15 protein-coding genes and 1 pseudogene are annotated in these 15,443 nt (G+C 59.0%); 4 read left to right on the top strand and 12 right to left on the bottom strand.

All coding sequences use genetic code 11. The features are described 5' to 3' along the window. Positions 1-116 precede the first annotated feature (116 nt). From BSF79_RS13020 to BSF79_RS13010, 3 genes are all read left to right on the top strand, one after another. The gene (locus tag BSF79_RS13020; protein ID WP_090270258.1) at positions 117-560 is read left to right on the top strand and encodes a phasin family protein; all 444 of its coding nucleotides are present in this window, start codon (positions 117-119) and stop codon (positions 558-560) included. 134 nt (positions 561-694) lie between these two features. Next, positions 695-1,255, top strand: coding sequence for a polyhydroxyalkanoate synthesis repressor PhaR (phaR, locus tag BSF79_RS13015; RefSeq protein WP_090270309.1), 561 nt, complete (start codon positions 695-697; stop codon positions 1,253-1,255). A gap of 7 nt (positions 1,256-1,262) precedes the next feature. Then, positions 1,263-2,228, top strand: a complete 966-nt coding sequence (locus tag BSF79_RS13010; RefSeq protein ID WP_090270257.1) for a LysR family transcriptional regulator — start codon at positions 1,263-1,265, stop codon at positions 2,226-2,228. A 3-nt stretch (positions 2,229-2,231) separates the two neighbouring features. Here BSF79_RS13010 and BSF79_RS13005 read toward each other — a convergent pair whose 3' ends face one another. From BSF79_RS13005 to BSF79_RS20305, 7 genes and pseudogenes are all read right to left on the bottom strand, one after another. After that, positions 2,232-3,449, bottom strand: coding sequence for a DegT/DnrJ/EryC1/StrS family aminotransferase (locus BSF79_RS13005; protein ID WP_090270308.1), 1,218 nt, complete (start codon positions 3,447-3,449; stop codon positions 2,232-2,234). A 369-nt stretch (positions 3,450-3,818) separates the two neighbouring features. Further along, positions 3,819-4,643 carry a phosphodiesterase gene (locus tag BSF79_RS13000; RefSeq protein ID WP_090270256.1) on the bottom strand — a complete coding sequence of 275 codons (825 nt, stop codon included), beginning with the start codon at positions 4,641-4,643 and terminating at the stop codon, positions 3,819-3,821. A gap of 69 nt (positions 4,644-4,712) precedes the next feature. Continuing rightward, positions 4,713-5,978 carry an ABC transporter substrate-binding protein gene (locus BSF79_RS12995; RefSeq protein WP_090270255.1) on the bottom strand — a complete coding sequence of 422 codons (1,266 nt, stop codon included), beginning with the start codon at positions 5,976-5,978 and terminating at the stop codon, positions 4,713-4,715. 111 nt (positions 5,979-6,089) lie between these two features. Next, positions 6,090-7,013 (bottom strand): carbohydrate ABC transporter permease, encoded by a 924-nt coding sequence (locus tag BSF79_RS12990; protein ID WP_090270254.1) that lies wholly within the window; start codon positions 7,011-7,013, stop codon positions 6,090-6,092. After that, a complete protein-coding gene (locus BSF79_RS12985; RefSeq protein WP_090270253.1) occupies positions 7,010-7,918 on the bottom strand; it encodes a carbohydrate ABC transporter permease in 909 nt (302 codons plus the stop codon). The genes BSF79_RS12990 and BSF79_RS12985 overlap by 4 nt, the downstream gene beginning before the upstream one ends. Then, on the bottom strand, positions 7,915-8,388 hold the full coding sequence (locus BSF79_RS20310; RefSeq protein WP_425443242.1) for a TOBE domain-containing protein: 474 nt from the start codon (positions 8,386-8,388) through the stop codon (positions 7,915-7,917). Before BSF79_RS20310 ends, BSF79_RS12985 begins: the two co-directional genes overlap by 4 nt. 150 nt (positions 8,389-8,538) lie before the next feature. Continuing rightward, a pseudogene (locus BSF79_RS20305) lies at positions 8,539-8,991 on the bottom strand (ABC transporter ATP-binding protein); the annotation flags it as partial. Between the two features lie 183 nt (positions 8,992-9,174). On the opposite strand from BSF79_RS20305, the gene BSF79_RS12975 reads away from it, so the two are divergent. Further along, entirely contained in the window at positions 9,175-10,035 is an 861-nt protein-coding gene (locus tag BSF79_RS12975; protein ID WP_090270251.1) for a LysR family transcriptional regulator, read from the top strand. 91 nt (positions 10,036-10,126) lie between these two features. Here BSF79_RS12975 and BSF79_RS12970 read toward each other — a convergent pair whose 3' ends face one another. The 5 genes from BSF79_RS12970 to BSF79_RS12950 all read right to left on the bottom strand — a co-directional run bounded on the left by BSF79_RS12970 (position 10,127) and on the right by BSF79_RS12950 (position 15,359). Continuing rightward, positions 10,127-10,468: a 5-carboxymethyl-2-hydroxymuconate Delta-isomerase gene (locus tag BSF79_RS12970; protein WP_090270250.1), complete on the bottom strand. Its 342-nt coding sequence runs from the start codon at positions 10,466-10,468 to the stop codon at positions 10,127-10,129. 1 nt (position 10,469) lies between these two features. After that, complete coding sequence (locus BSF79_RS12965) at positions 10,470-11,930, bottom strand: glutamine synthetase family protein (RefSeq protein ID WP_090270249.1); 1,461 nt, start codon at positions 11,928-11,930, stop codon at positions 10,470-10,472. A 70-nt stretch (positions 11,931-12,000) separates the two neighbouring features. Further along, on the bottom strand, positions 12,001-13,314 hold the full coding sequence (locus BSF79_RS12960) for an aromatic ring-hydroxylating dioxygenase subunit alpha (RefSeq protein WP_090270248.1): 1,314 nt from the start codon (positions 13,312-13,314) through the stop codon (positions 12,001-12,003). A 246-nt stretch (positions 13,315-13,560) separates the two neighbouring features. Then, the gene (locus BSF79_RS12955; protein WP_090270247.1) at positions 13,561-14,868 is read right to left on the bottom strand and encodes a TRAP transporter large permease; all 1,308 of its coding nucleotides are present in this window, start codon (positions 14,866-14,868) and stop codon (positions 13,561-13,563) included. Then, positions 14,868-15,359 carry a TRAP transporter small permease gene (locus BSF79_RS12950; RefSeq protein ID WP_175545327.1) on the bottom strand — a complete coding sequence of 164 codons (492 nt, stop codon included), beginning with the start codon at positions 15,357-15,359 and terminating at the stop codon, positions 14,868-14,870. Before BSF79_RS12950 ends, BSF79_RS12955 begins: the two co-directional genes overlap by 1 nt. Positions 15,360-15,443: the final 84 nt, after the last annotated feature.

Here is a 15,443-nt window from a genome sequence, read left to right as displayed (position 1 = left end):
ATAATTCTGCGCCGCAGCATGAAAAAACTTGAAATGCTGCGGCGCAGCGTGCATAATTCATTGTAGGCACAGAAACCGGGGTGGGCTCGGGGATGCAGACAAAGGATTTGTAAGAAATGGCAAATACACAAGATTTTACATCTATCATGAAAGACATGATGGGTTCTTTTCCGGTCGACACCAAAGCAATGGAAGACGCGTTCAAGACGCAGACAGCCTTGGGCGAGAAACTGACCAGCGTTGCGCTTGGCGCTGCTGAGAAGTCCTCGGAAATCTCCAGCAAATGGACCAAGGAAACTCTGGCCAAGCTGACCGAGATGAGCAAAGCCAAGACCGAGCCGGCCGATTACGCCAAGGCCATGACCGATTTTGCATCCGCCACTGCTGAAGTTGCCGCCGAAAACATGGCCGCTTTCGCTGAAGTTGCCAAAAAAGTTCAGATGGACACTGTCGAGCTGCTGATGGCGGCTGGCAAGGACATCTCCGAGGAAGCCTCGGCTGTCGTTCAGAAGGCAACCAAGGACGCGACTGAAGCAGCCAAAAAAGTGGCTGTTAAGTAAGCGAAGAATTCGCCACATCAATCTCCTCCCAGACAGATGTGTTGCGTAGGGCGGGCTTTCAAAGCCCGCCCTTTCTTTTTATTCTGCGGTAACATAAGCTCTTTCAACAGCGCTGCATTATGGGAGGATTGCCCGTGGCCGAGGACAAGAAGCCGCTACTGATCAAACGCTATGCAAGCCGTCGGCTGTATAATACGGAAACCAGCGATTACGTGACGCTGGAAGACATTGCCGGTTTTATTCGCGACGGGCGCGAGGTTCAGATTGTGGATCTCAAATCCGGTGACGATCTGACACGGCAATACCTGCTGCAAATCATTGCTGACCATGAAAGCCGGGGCGACAATGTGTTGCCGGTGAACGTGCTGACAGACCTTGTGCGCACCTATTCCAATCAGGCCGGATCTGTCGTGCCGCAATTTCTGCAAATGTCTTTTGACATGCTGCGCGATGGCCAGTCCAAAATGATGGAAAACATGGGCATTGTGAACCCGATGGCCAAGATGCCGGGTTTCGACGCGATGCAGGCGCAACAAGAAGCGTTCATGAAGGCAATGACCGGAGGCTTGACCAAGTCGTGGAGTGGGCCGGCCCCCGAGGATGACAGTGAAAAAAGCGCCGAAGATGCAGGGCTGGATGCGATAAAAAAGCAGCTGGCTGATTTGCAGGCGAAACTGTCAAAAATGAGCAAGTAACGGCGCAATGGTGGATAGCCCCGGACGGATAACCCTCTGGGGCGTCGAGGTTTTTGTGGCGACGGCGGAAGAGGGGAGCATCTCGGCCGCCGCGCGCAGGCTGGGGGCAAGCCCTTCGGCTGTCAGCCAGCAACTGACCAATCTGGAAGGCGCGGTAGGGGTCACCCTGTTGCACCGCAATGCCCGGCCGGTGGTTCTGACCCCGGCGGGCGAGATTTTTCGCCGTCGTGCGGGCACAATCCTGAACGAAGCCACGCTGGCGCGGGCCGAACTGGCGATGGCGGATATGTCATCGCTGACGCGGTTCCGGTTGGGCATGATCGAGGATCTTGAGGCCGACGTGACGCCGCGCCTGCTGACGGAGTTGGCGGCGGATCTGAAGGGCTGTCAGTTTTTGTTGGAAACCGGGGCCAGTCATTACCTGCATGATTTGTTGGATGCGCGCGCGTTGGATGTGGTCGTGGCTGCCGAAATGGGGGCCGAGGCGGAGTGGATGGAAGTGCATCCGCTGTTGTCCGAGGGCTTTGTGGTGGCGGCGCCCAAAGGCAAGATTGATCCGAACAGTGATATATTGCGGCAGCTGAAAAAGCTGCCTTTGGTGCAATATACGACGCGGCATTATATGGGGCGGCAGGTGGCGTCGCATCTGGCGCGGCAAAATCTGACGATGGCGCATCGGTTCGAGTTGGACAGTTACCACGCGATTCTGGCGTTGGTGGCTCAGGGGGCGGGGTGGACCATTCTGACCCCGCTGGCGCTGATGCGTGCCCGGCGGTTCGCGGCCGAGCTGGATGTATTCGAACTGCCGTTTCAGCCGTTGTCGCGGACAATTTCGCTGATTGCGCGCAAGGGGGTGTTGCAGGATATGCCCGCACAGGTGGCCGAGCGGCTGAAGCCGGTGCTGCAAGAGGTAATTGTGCGCCCGGCGCTGGCAGCGCATCCGTTTACGGCGGACACGCTGCGCATTCTTTAGCGCTCAGGTGCCGTAGGCGCGCAGGTTGCCCATCACGTCCTGCGCGGCTTTGACCAGCGCATCGGCGATCAGATCCAGCTCTGGCAGTTTCAGGCGGGCAGGCAGGCGGGTGTCGCAGGCGCGCATCAGCATGGCACGGGTTTGCGGCAGGTCGGGGGTGTTGCCGAGGAACTGCCAATTCCAGAAGGCGCGGGCGTTGTCGGTACTCAGGCCGAATATCTGAACCTTGATGCCACGGGCGGCGGCGGCATCGGCGAAGGCGCGAGTTTCGTCCTCGTTCATTCCAGTGAGGTTGAACTGAATCGAGTCCGGGGCGCGCTGTTCGGGCTCGAGTTTCTCCGGCACGTCGATCCACGGCGAGAGGTTGAGTTGGGCGGCGACGTGGTTGTGATTGCGGCGACCGTCGGTGATGCGGCGGGGCATTTCGCCAAGCTGCGGACGGATGATGGCGGCCGAAAGGTTACCAAGGCGCAGATTGTAGAGCGGTAGCTGATTTTGCCAGCGGGCAAAGGCGGCGTGCAGGGCCTGCGCGTCTTCGTCGGTGCGGGCCATGTGCTTTTTCCAGTTATGCTCGTAGGCGCCGGACATGATCACGGCCTGGGCCAGAATGTCGGCGTCGTCGGTGATCAGAATGCCGCCCTCGCCCGCGTTCAGGAGCTTGTAGCTTTGGAAGGAAAAGCAGCCGATCTTGCCGATGGTGCCAATGTTGCGGCCATGCCAAGTGGTGCCGAGCGAGTGGGCCGCGTCTTCGATCACGGGGATGTTGCGAGCGTCGCACAGCGCCATGATCGCATCCATGTCAGAGGTGTGGCCACGCATGTGGCTGATGATGACGGCGCTGATGTTGTCGTCGAGTTTGGCTTCGAAGTCTTCGATATTGATGCGGTAATTCTCGGCCACTTCACACAGGACCGGGATGCAGTCGGCGTGCACAATCGAGGAGGGCACGGCGGCGAAGGTGAAGGCGGGGATCAGAACGCGGGCGTCGCGCGGCAGGCCAAGCGCCTTGAGCGACAGGAACAGCGCGGCAGAGCAGGAGGAGACGGCGAGGGCGTACTTGGCGCCCAGCATGTCGGCGAACTCGCGTTCGAGCAACGACACCGGCGCGTTTTCCGGCGCGGTGTAGCGGAAGAGGTCGCCAGAGTGCAGCAGCCGGTCAATCTCGGCGCGGGCGGCGGCGGGAATGGGTTCGGCGTCATAGACATTGGGAGGCAGGGGCATCGCTTCTTCGGCTTTCCTGAAGTATTCTTTCGGGTTTTTTAAACGATAATTGTAAAAATACAAAGACAGTATTTTGGCGCAGGGATGCCCGCCATAGCCACTGTAGCCGGTCAGCGAAATTTGCAGAGTTTGGCAGAGATATTTAGGGCACAGCGATTTTGTGGGTTGGGATGCGGCGGGCCTCAGGTCCGTTGCATGGCGCCCACGCGCTGTCCGCGCGTTAAAAGCGGCTGATCCTGCGTGTCCGGCATCGCATTTGGTCATAAGGCCGGGCAGAGCGGACGATCGCGGACCGCACCCGTGGCGCGAAGGGGGAGAGCCTTCGCGCCGGGTTTTGTTGAGGTGTCGTGAATAGCCTGCGCTTCCGTGCTAGCGGATCATGGTCAGGCGATCCCAGGATGCATACGCCGGGGTCCCCTCGCGGCGGACCTTGCCGGTATAGCCGTATTCGATCATATGAACGATCACGTCTTCACCATGGGACAGCATGACGGCGTAGCTTTCGGTCAGGTCCGCAGCAGAGAGTTCGTTCACCGCACCAAAGTCGGGCCAGCTTGCATGGTTCGTGCCGCGCGGTGCCGAAAGCGGGATGCCGCAGAACGAGCCGGACAGTGGCAAATGGCAATGCCCGTGAAAGATGTGGCGGATCTTGGCCGCATGCGGGCGAATGGTATGAGCCAGACGCGCGGCGTCCAGCTGCATGATCTGGTCGATGGGCTCGATGCCCAGCGGAACGGGATTGTGGTGCATGAACAGCCAAATGGGGCCGTCCACATCGGCAAGCTGACGGTCGAGCCACTCGGCTCTGGCCTCGCAGAAATGGCCGGCGTGGGTTTCGGGGCCCCAGGTGTCAAGCGTAATGGCATGTCCGGTGCTGAGGGGGACGAGCTGCTGAACAAACCCGTTTTCGTCGGCCAGTTCAGGAAATTCCGCCAGCATGGTGGGGCGATCATCATGATTTCCGATACACAGATGCACCGGAATCGGGATCGTCTTCAGGCGGCTGCGCAGGCGCGCATAGTCTTCGGCGTCGCCCCAGTCGGACAGATCGCCGGTGATGAACAGCGCCTCGGCGTCGGGGTGGTTTGTCAGGGCATGGGTCAACGCGGCGTCAAAGTTCGCATTTGGGTCGCGCCCGCCGATGGTCTGACCGGGGGTCGTAAGATGAATGTCTGTGATCTGCAAAAGCTTCATGGCCTGCCTCGTCTGGATTTATGAGTGCTCCCCTCTGGACCAGCCAGAGGGGAGCCAAGGTCGGGCCGGTTAGTGCGGCAACAGGTCCTGAACTTCTTCGCTCAGTTCTTCCTGCAACTCTTCCATGTCGTCGTATTCGCCTGTCACGATGCCTTCGAGAGCATCATAAATGACCTGAGTGATCGCCAGGCCGTTGTTACCGGGATAGGCGATCCACTCGCGCAGAAGACCAGCCTGACGCACGGCGGTTTCCTTGTTCGGGTTGGCGGCATAGAAATCCGCCAGCAGATCGTTGGCGGCCTTGTTCGGCGGCATGTAGCCGGTGGTTTCAGCCACAGCAGCGGCCCCTTCACCGCTGGTGATGAACTTGATGAAGGTCCAGGCCGCGGCAAGCTCTTCCGCATCGTCCGAGGTCGAGGTCATCATGACCGCGTTCCCACCTGCTGGCAGGCCCTTGGGCGCCTGACCGATGCCGGGGAATTCATTGGTCATCAGGGTGAAGTCACCCTTGGAGCGTTCAACCGAACCCACCGAAGACGTCGACCAGAAATACATCGCAACGTCGCCCGCCGAGAACGGCGTAGCCGCTTCGCTGACGCTGAGGTTCTGCATGTCGCAGCCATCGAACATGTCGTTCATCGTGTTCAGCGCAACCAGACCCGCGTCGGAGTCGAGGTTGAAATCGTTGCCAACAAGGATCGGCTCGCCTTGGCTCCACATCAGGGCCTGCACGAACCAGTTGCCGGTAATGTTCCAGCCCCAGAACAGCGGGTTTTCAACTCCGGCTTCTTTCAGCTTGCCACAGGCGGCCACAACCTCATCCCAGGTTTTTGGCAATTGCGCGGCTTCGGTCACGCCGATTTTGCCCATCAGGTCCATGTTGTAATACCCAACGGGCAGGGAAACCGCGAAGGGCAGTCCGTAAACCGCGCCGTTGAACGTGCCCAGATCCAGCATCGCCTGATGATAGCCGTCCTTGGCGAAATCAGCTTCGGTTGCGATGAAAGGTTCGAGTGATTTTGCGATACCTTTGTCAACAAGGATCGCCTGACGGTTCAAGCCCTGAAGGGTGACGTCAGGCAATGTGCCTGCAACCGCTTCGCGCAGAACTGTGTTGGTGCCATCTTCGTACTGCTCGTAGGTCGAGCGGAATTCGACGTTGATGTCGGGGTGCGCCGCGTTGAACGCAGGCATGATTTTTTCAAAGGTCACATCGAAAAGGGCCGAATAGGGATAGCCCACTTCGATGGTGACGTCAGCCGAGCCGCAGGTCGCGCTCAGTGCCAGTACCATAGCGCTTGTTGCGCCCAGTATTGCAGTTGCCGTAGCTTTCATGTTGAAGTTCCTTCGAGTTGCCGTGACGCGGGGTGGTCGCCAAACTGAACCGCGTCTGTTTGTCCCGTATTGGGATTTCGGTGATTGGGTCGCCCTTGTGGGGCGGCCCGCTTATTTCATGCCAGTCAGAGTGATCCCTTCGATGAAGCGGCGCTGCGCCAGCAGGAAACAGATGATCAGCGGCGTCACGATTACGCAGGCTGTTGCCATCATCGGACCAAAGTCATTGCCATCCAGCCCCGCCCGGAATTCGCGCAGCCCCAAGGGTGGCGTGAACAGGCTTTTGTCGCCGGTGATCACGATGCGTGGCCAGAAATAGTCGTTCCAATGGGCCACGACGCTGAAGATCGCAAAGGCCATGAGTGCCGGGATCGCCGTTGGCAGCATGACCTGCCAGATGATGCTGAACTCTGACATCCCGTCCATGCGGGCGGCATCGATCAGGTCGTCCGGGACGGTCATGAAAAACTGCCGCATCAGGAAAATCCCGAAGACTGAAATCGTCCAAGGCACAATCAGCGCGGCATAGCTGTTGGTCAGGCCCAACTTGGCCAGCATGATGAACAACGGCAGCGCAATCGCATGTACCGGGATCAGCAGGCAAAACAGCACCAGCGAGAAGACAGCATCGCGGCCCCAGAACCTGAGCTTGGCCAAGGCATATGCGCAGGGCAATGCCACGACGACCTGGATCAAAAAGATTGCCGCCGTTACCGCCACGCCGTTCAACAGGTACCGCAGCAGTGGCGCCTTTTTGAACGCCGAGCCGAAGTTATACGCCAGCGCCGATTTTGTGCATTCAACGTCTGTGCCGCCTGCTTTCAGGCAAAATGCATCGGTGAAAGGGGTTTGCGTGCCAAACAATCCGCCACTGCCCGACATGATTTCAACAGGGGTTTTCAGCGTATAGCTGACCATCACATAGAACGGCAGCAACACAATCAGCGCGCCCAAGATCAGGACCACGTGTTTGGCCGCCTCGGTCGCAGAAAACTGGAATGTGCTGGTCGGCAGGGTTACGGGCGTATCGGTCATGCGTAATGCACCTTTCGTTCGATCAACCAGCGCTGCACCAAGGTCACGATCAGCACGAAGGCAAGGAAGACCACGGTGATCGCGGTTCCGATCCCCAGCAGGTTTTGTTTGATGGCTTTTTCATAGATCGCGTACATCATCACGTATGTCGACTTTGACGGCCCGCCGCGGGTCAGGGCCTCGACCGTATCGAACACCTGAAACGATCTGATCGTCGTGATCGTGATGACAAAAACATTTGTCGGCCCCAGCATCGGCCAGGTCACAAGCCGGAATTTTTCCCAGGCGCTGAGCGCGCCGTCCATTTCGGCGGCATCATAAAGCGTGCGCGAAACCCCCGTCAGGCCCGCGAGATACAGCACCATATTGAATCCGAAGGCCTGCCAGATCCCGATAAAGGCGATGCTGCCCATGGCATACCGCTTGTCGCCCAGCCACAGCGGAAAGCTATTGGCACAGCCATCGGCATACCACGTCCATGTCTCTAGCATCGTGCCGCAGCCTGCCTCGAGTGCGCGATTGACCACTCCGATCGAGGGGTTGAGTGTGAATTCCCACGCGATTGCCATCGCAAGCAGGGCCGCCATGACAGGCAGGAAAAACACGGTCTTATAGAGGTCGCCGAACCGTTTGACCGAGGTAATCAGCAGCGCCGCCCCAAGGCCAAGCCCGACAGACGCAGGCACCACGATCAACACATAGGTGAGCGAGGCTTTGAACATCTTGATATACGACGATCTTCCGAACAGGTCGGCGTAATTGTCCAGACCGACAAATCCCGCACCGGAATTTCCCAACGAGTAATTCGTCAGGCTGAGGCCAAAGGCGACAAGGATCGGCACGATCAGCAGGGCGAACATCAAAAACAGCGCCGGGCCGATAAACCAAAGATAGGCGCGGCTCATGCCGGGACCTCGTGAGAGCGGGCTAAAGTGGCCGAGCTACGGTTTTCGTGCTTGTCGAAAACCAATACATGCGCCGGATCCATGGCGATATGAATCGCATCGCCCGACCTGATACTGCTGGCTTGTGCCGGGCTGAGGCGCAGAACCACACGGTGCTGCCCATCAGAGACCGCCACATGCACGAACACGTCAGACCCAAGGTTTTCACGATAGGTCTCGGTGCCCGAAAAAACCGCCTGTTGGGGGGACGTCAGGGCAAGATGTTCAGAGCGTATTCCCACCGAGACCGGACCGTGTGTGACGCAAGACACGCCGACCTCTTGGCCAAACACTGTCAGCGTGCCGGTTTTGCCGACCTCACCGGGGAGGATGTTGATTTTCGGCGATCCGATGAATTCCGCAACCTTCAGGTTGGTGGGTTGGCTATAGACCTGATCAGATGTGCCGACCTGCAGCAGGTCACCGCCCATCATCACGGCAATGCGGCTGGACATGGTCAGCGCCTCGGCCTGATCATGCGTGACATAGACAAAAGTGGTGTTCAGCATTTTGTGCAGTGCGCTCAGCTCGGCACGCATATGAACGCGCAAGGCTGCGTCAAGGTTCGAAAGGGGTTCGTCCATCAGGAACGCGACCGGGCGGCGCACCATCGCGCGCCCCAAGGCCACGCGTTGACGCTGGCCGCCGGACAGCTGACCGGGTTTGCGCGACAACAGGTCAGAGATGCGCAGCGTGTTTGCCGTGGCGCTGACCTGATCCATCAGATCACGGCGTTTGCTGCGCGACAGCAGCGGGCCAACCAGAGGAAGGCGTTCCATCCGATCCAGGTCGCGCATTTTCAGGGGCGTCAGCATGTTTTCAGCGACGGTCAAATGCGGGTAGAGAGCGTAGGACTGAAACACCATCGCCAAGTTGCGCAGGCTCGGGCGGGTTTTGGTCACGTCCTTGCCGTCAATTTCAACGGTGCCGGATGTCGGCTCTTCCAGCCCTGACAGAATGCGCAGCAGCGTGGATTTTCCACACCCTGAGGGACCGACAAGGGTTAAAAATTCGCCGGGTTCGATGTCAAGGGACACTCCATTCAGAATGGGAGTGGTCCCAAATGTCTTTGCAATATCGCGCAGTATGATCCGTGCCATGATACCCCCAACCTTGGTCGACAAGGCGAGGGCTAATGCGTGTTCATATCATTTCCATGACGTCATATAAGTGAGATTAATGGGCGCTAGAGTCTGGCCGAGTGTCAGGAAGGTCCCATGCGCCCCAATCCACATCAATTTGCCGTTTTCGCCTATGTGGTCCGCGAGGGCAGTTTTACACGCGCCTCGAACAGGCTTGGGCTTAGCCAGTCGGCTGTCACGCAGCATGTTGCAAAGCTGGAAAAACAGATCGGCGCGCGATTGCTGCATCGCGGACGAGAAGGGGTTGCGCTGACACGCACGGGGCAGGAATTTTATGAGTTGGCGGACCGTCTGGTGACGTTGGATGCGCTCATTCACGAAAAAATCGACGGCCACGCCAGCCTTGAAAAGGGGCATCTGACGGTCATTGCGAATGCGCCGCGTCCTGCGTTGGGGTTGATTGCAAGGTTTCGCAAAGCCTATCCGGCGATACAGGTGCGGTTCACGCTGTTTGACTGGACCGAGGCGATGCGACTGCTGCGGACGCGGCAAGTGGACGTGGCTATTGTTACTGCGCCTGACCGCACCGGAGATTGCTTTCAGCAGCGCATCAGCACCGCTCGCTATATGCTTTACATGCCAAGTGATCACCCGTTGGCGATGAAGGCAGAGGTGTCTTTGCACGATCTGATGACCGAAACATTGCTGATCCCCGAAGAAGGTTCGTTCACCGAGCGGAAAGTCAACGAAGCATTGGACCGAGAGAAAATCGTGCTGCCGCATACCATGCAGACGACAACGTTTCCGGTGATGAAAGAAGCCATTCTGCATGGGGTGGGTTTGGGGATTTTTCTGGAAAACAGCGCCTATCCGAACGAAGGCGTCGTGGACCGGCCGATCACGGAAATGCGCGAGAAATTTGATACCGTCCTCGTGGTTCCAGCCGACAAATCCGATCTGAAGGTCGTGCGCAGCTTTATCGGTATGGTTGACTAGGTCGACGTTTCGGTGATTTCGCGTGCGTGCAGAAGCCGTCGTGCCCGCCGTTCGCGACGCAAGAGTACAGCCATCTCTTGCCCTTCTGCCTCTATACCAAGGTCTTTTTATAGCAATCTGGATCCATGTTCCGGATGTCGGCGCTGATGGCCTCGATCTTGGGACAGATCGCCCGCAGCGCGCGGGTGAGTGTGGTGGTGAGCGAGAGTTTGTCGTCGGGCTTGCGGCCAGCAAGGAGGGAGATTGTCACGTGAATGAAGGATCGCCGCCCGTCGCCAAAAAGGATTGCCTCCGAAGGCAAGAGTCGCACCTTGATGTCCTCGCGCTGCATGATCCCGCTGGACGCGGCGATATCGAGTGTGGTGGAAAGAAGCGCCTGCTTGTCGATCAGTTCTGCCTCTGGCGCGAAGTATTCGATCACGAAATGCGGCACGTCAGAAAATCCCGAAATATTCGTGCTGTTCCCACTCCGTGACGACGCTCAGGTACCGCTTCCATTCGGCGCGTTTGAGTACCGACATATAGTCCGCGAAATCATCGCCGAGGGTTTTGCGGTACAAATCCCCCTGCTCGAACGCCTCGATCGCGGCGATCAGGCTTGGCGGCAGGGCGTGGGCGTCGTTGTCGTAGGGGCTTTCAACCGGCTCGGGCGCGGTGAGCTTCTGTTCCAGACCCGAGAGGCCTGACAGAAGCTGCGATGCGAAATAGAAATACGGGTTGGCGGCGGGTTCGGCGACGCGGTTTTCGACCCGGCTTGCGCCATCGCCGGGCACCATAAGCGCGCGCACCATGGCGCCGCGGTTGTCATAGCCCCATTCAATACGGTCGGGTGCGAGCTGAAATGGCTGATAGCGTTTGTAGCCATTGACCGTGGGGGTTGTCAGAAGGCAGCTTTCAGATGCGTGCTGCAGCAGCCCGGCGATCCATGCGCTTGCCTGCGGTGTCAGATCGCCGACTTCAGATGGGATAAAAAGGTTCTTGCCCGCAGCATTGCAGAGCGACTGATGCAGGTGCCAGCCGCTTGAGGCGCTGTTGTCGACCTTTGGGCGGCACATGAAGGTGGCATGAAGCCCCTCGCGTGCGCAGACCTCTTTGACCATGGTGCGGAACATGATCATGTTGTCGGCGTGGGTCATCGGATCGGCGGGTTCAAATGTGAATTCGAACTGGCTCGGCCCCATTTCGACCTCGGTTGAGCGCACCGGAAGACCAAGCGCCTGAGCGTGGCGGCGCAGTAGGTCCATGATCGGCTCTAGCCGGTCGTAATTGACTTCCGAAAGGTACTGGTAGCCCTGATCAAGAAGGCGCGTTTGCGGCGGGGTGCCGGGCATGCCCGCATGATGATGGGCCAGTTGCTCGTCTTCGCGGTTGAAGACATGGAATTCGACCTCAAGGCCCACCGTCAGCCCGTAGCCAAGCCCGGCAAGCCGGTCGATGGCTTTGCGCAGGACCGGGCGCGGCGCGAAGGGCAGCGCGGTGCCGTCGCGCGCCACCGGATCGCAGAAGATCCAGGCCGAATGAGGGCTCCAGGGCAGGATGCGGAATGTTTCGGGATCGGGAACCAGAACCATGTCACCCGCGCCGGACATGGTCTCCATCACGCCCTTGGTGTGCCCGTCCCAGATCGGAAACACCGTGCGGTTCGACGTGTCCTTGAGCAGCAGGGTCCCCGGCACGTTCATCCCGGAGCGGAAGACAGACGCGAGCGCGCCCACTGTGATCGTCTTGCCCCGCAAAAGCCCGTGCTGATCGGCGAACACCACGCGGATCGTTTCGATATTGCCACCGTCCAGACGGGCCAGCAGATCGGCCGCTTTCGAGAGCGCATCCGGCCCCAGCAGCCCCTCACGGGCCAGCCGCCCGGACGTGATCGTTTCGAGATATGCGGATGTCATGATGAAAGTCCTTCCTGGCAGATACGGTCGGGCCCCAATGCAGGGTCCGACCGCGGGCTTGGATCACAGCTTAGAACGATGCGTTCCAGCTGCAATTGTCGCGGCGGGCGTTGTCCTCTTGGTGGTAGGCCGCATCGATATCGCCATCGGCGGCAATCGCATCGATCGAGATCGGCCCAAAGACTTTGCCGGGATCAATGGTCTGCATCGGCAGGTCATCTTCGCGCCCCTCTTTCAGGGCTGCAATCGCGGCCCTCAGCATGCGGCGATACTTGATGATTGCCACATCGGATTTGCCCAAATGTTCGTCGGTACGGTCCTGAATTGCGCCCATGCTTTCCACCGCCCATTGGTCGTGGACATTGATGTCGAGCCCCATGCCGGTGTAGGTCTGGCTTTCCTGCTCTTCGGGGTTGTAGCCATAGTTGTTCCGTTTGTTCTTGAGCGGGGCGTAGTCGGGAAGGCGGTGTTCCTTGAGACGCTGCTCGCGCATCAGTGTCTTGTCAACCGGCTTGTTGAAGCTGGTAAAGACCGAATACCAATAGCAATTTTCGTCATCGATCGGAACGTGCCACTGGGTGATGGTCATCTCGCGCGACATCGGGATACAGATCGCCTCGGGGAAGATCTGATTGGTGATACGCACATGGACGCAACCGTCTTCCATGTGGCGCAGGGCCGTGATCTTGATCCCGAAATCGGTCTCATCAACAGAGATGTCCGGGCGCGGATAGTCGCGCAGGAGCTTGGTCATCGGGATTTCGGTGTTCGCGGCCTTGTCGCGGAACTGTTTGCCGTAGCTGTCCGCTGGATCTTCGTCCTGAAGGAAGCGGTGCAGGAAGGATGCGTGCGCCGGGTCGATCCCCACCTCCATCCCCTGAAGCCAGTTGCATTCCCACAGGCCCTTGAAGGCAAAGACATGGGTGTCGGGCGCGCGGAAACAGTCGAAGGCCGGGAATTCCGGCGGGTCGCCCGGCCCCATATAGGCCCAGACGATACCAGCGCGTTCTTCAACGGGATAGGACCGGGCCTTGATGCTTTCGTGCATGTGCGAGCCTTCGGGCTCGGCGGGCTGTTCGACGCATTGCCCATCGCGGTTGAAATGCCAGCCGTGGAACGGGCAGCGCAGGCCGTTATCCTCAAGGCGCCCGTAACACATATCAGCCCCACGGTGCGGGCAGTGGCGCTGAATAAGGCCAAGTTTGCCTTCGCTGTCCTGAAAAAGGACAAGGTCCTCGCCCATCAGACGCACCGGCACCACCGGGCGTTTGCTGTTCAGTTCTTCGGCCAAGGCTGCGGGTTGCCAGTAGCGGCGCAGCACATCACCGGCGTCCGTCCCCGGCCCGACCCGCGTCAGGCTGTCGTTTTGGCTTTGACTCATCATGGTGGTTTTCTCCTTCGGTGATATCGAAATTCTGTTTGGGTCAGGCGCCGTCCCGCAGGAGCCTGCCATTCCCGACTGATCTCGGTGGGGTCTGCTTCGCGAAAATCAGGGTGACGGATGCCGTCATGCGGTGCTCCTGTGTGTGTATTCCTGTGTGCTGATACATTTGATATATTATCGCACGCTTGGTGGATAGAGGTTTGGCGCGTGCAGACCGGACAAGCCGGACCACACAGGGGTTTCAGATTAGAGCCGCCCCGTGAGGGCAAGCGAGATCGCCGGAAAGGCGATTAGGATGCCAAGCCGGATCACATCGGTCACGACAAACGGGAGGACCCCGATCATGATCTTGCTGAGCGAGGTATCGCGTGAGGCGCTTTTGACCATAAACAGGTTCATGCCTACTGGCGGGGTGATCAGGCCAAGTTCAACCGTCACCACGGCGATCACCCCAAACCAGATCGGGTCGAACCCGTTGGCGAGGATCACCGGGAAAAAGATCGGCACGGTCAGAAGGATCATCGCAAGGCTTTCCATGAAACAGCCAAGCACCACGTAGAAGACCAGGATGGTGAAAAGCACTTGCCAGGGATCAAAGCCACTTGTGTTCAAGAAATCGACCAGAGCGTTGGAGAGCTGCGAGGTGGAGAGGACAAAACCAAAGACCTCGGCTCCGATCAGGATGAGGAAGATTGAGCCACTGGTGACAATGGTTTCGGTGAAGGCCGCAATCAACTGTTTGCGCGATACACGCCGCTTGAGCGCATAGATCAGCGCCAGAGCCGCGCCGACGCCGCCCGCCTCGGTCGGGGTGAAGAAGTTCCCATAGAGACCGCCCATGACCAGACCGAAGAGGACAAATGAGGGCGCAAACAGGCGTAGAATTTCGAACCGCCCCGTGGGCGCTGCTTTTTCGTCAGAAAGGCTTGCGGCTGCCTGATCGGGCGGCCAGACCTTCGCCATGATCATGATCGTGATGATATAGAGCACATAGGCCAAAATCCCCGGCAGGATGCCTGCAAGGAACATCGTCCCCACCGACTGTTCGGTGATGAGCGCATAGAGCATCAGCGCGATGGACGGCGGGATCAGGATCCCAAGCGTGCCGCCCGCCGCGAGAGAGCCTGTGGCCAGACGTGTGTCATAGCCGTGAGACTTCATCTCGGGATAGGCGACCCGCGTCATCGTCGAGGCCGTCGCAAGTGAGGAGCCGGAAACGGTGGAAAACACCGCGCTTGCGGTGACGCCTGCCGCCGCCAAGCCGCCGGACCAGCCGCGGGTGAGCAGCAGGGCCCCCCGGAACAGATCCGCCGCTACGCCGGAGCGCGAGATTAGGTTTCCCATAAGCAGAAACAGCGGAATGAGGGTAAAGGAGTAGCTGGTCACAGTTTCGAAAGCAGCGGTCTTGAGCACGCTGAGCGCAGGGGCCACGCCGATGATGGCGCCGAAGCCCACAAAGCCGACCGCGATCATCGCAAGACCGATCGGGCTGCCCAGCAGAACAATGATAAACATCACCGCGATCGACGTATATCCAATCATCAATGGGGTCATCAGGACAGCTCCGGGTGGTGGCCATCGGCCGTGAGCGCCTCGCGGAGCGCGATCACGGCGAGGGCGAAACATTCAATGGCATAGAGGCCGTAGATCAGAAACATCGGCAGCCGCAGATCCTGCGTTTGCTCTTGTCGCGCAAAGGTTGCCTGAGCCTCGCCCCAGAACAGCCAGCACAGCACCAGGGCGAAGGCGACGATGCCAACGAACCAAAGCCGGGCGATGGCGATCCTGAGCAGACGCGGAAAGCGACCGACCAAAATGTCGACCGCAATCATGCCCCCGCCCATCGAAGCGGCCAGTGCCGCCAGCGCGATCACCCCCAGAACGTAGGACACCTGTTCGATGGCACCGGGAATCATCAGGTTGATCGCCGTATCGGTGAGGTCAAAGACGATACGGGCCAGCACGTTAAAGCCAACCACGAAGACCATGTAGAGAAGACAGAGCGCCGCGACGCCAAGGCAGGCGGCCTCTATCCATCCAGCCACGCGCCGGATCGCAGAGATGAACATGATGTTTCCAGACAGTTATTCGGCAGATACGGCGGGCTGTCCGGGAACAGCCCGCCGATG

Origin of the sequence: Thalassovita taeanensis (assembly GCF_900110775.1) — a bacterium.
GTDB lineage: Bacteria > Pseudomonadota > Alphaproteobacteria > Rhodobacterales > Rhodobacteraceae > Litorimicrobium > Litorimicrobium taeanense.
This window is presented reverse-complemented; position numbering and strand designations above follow the sequence as displayed.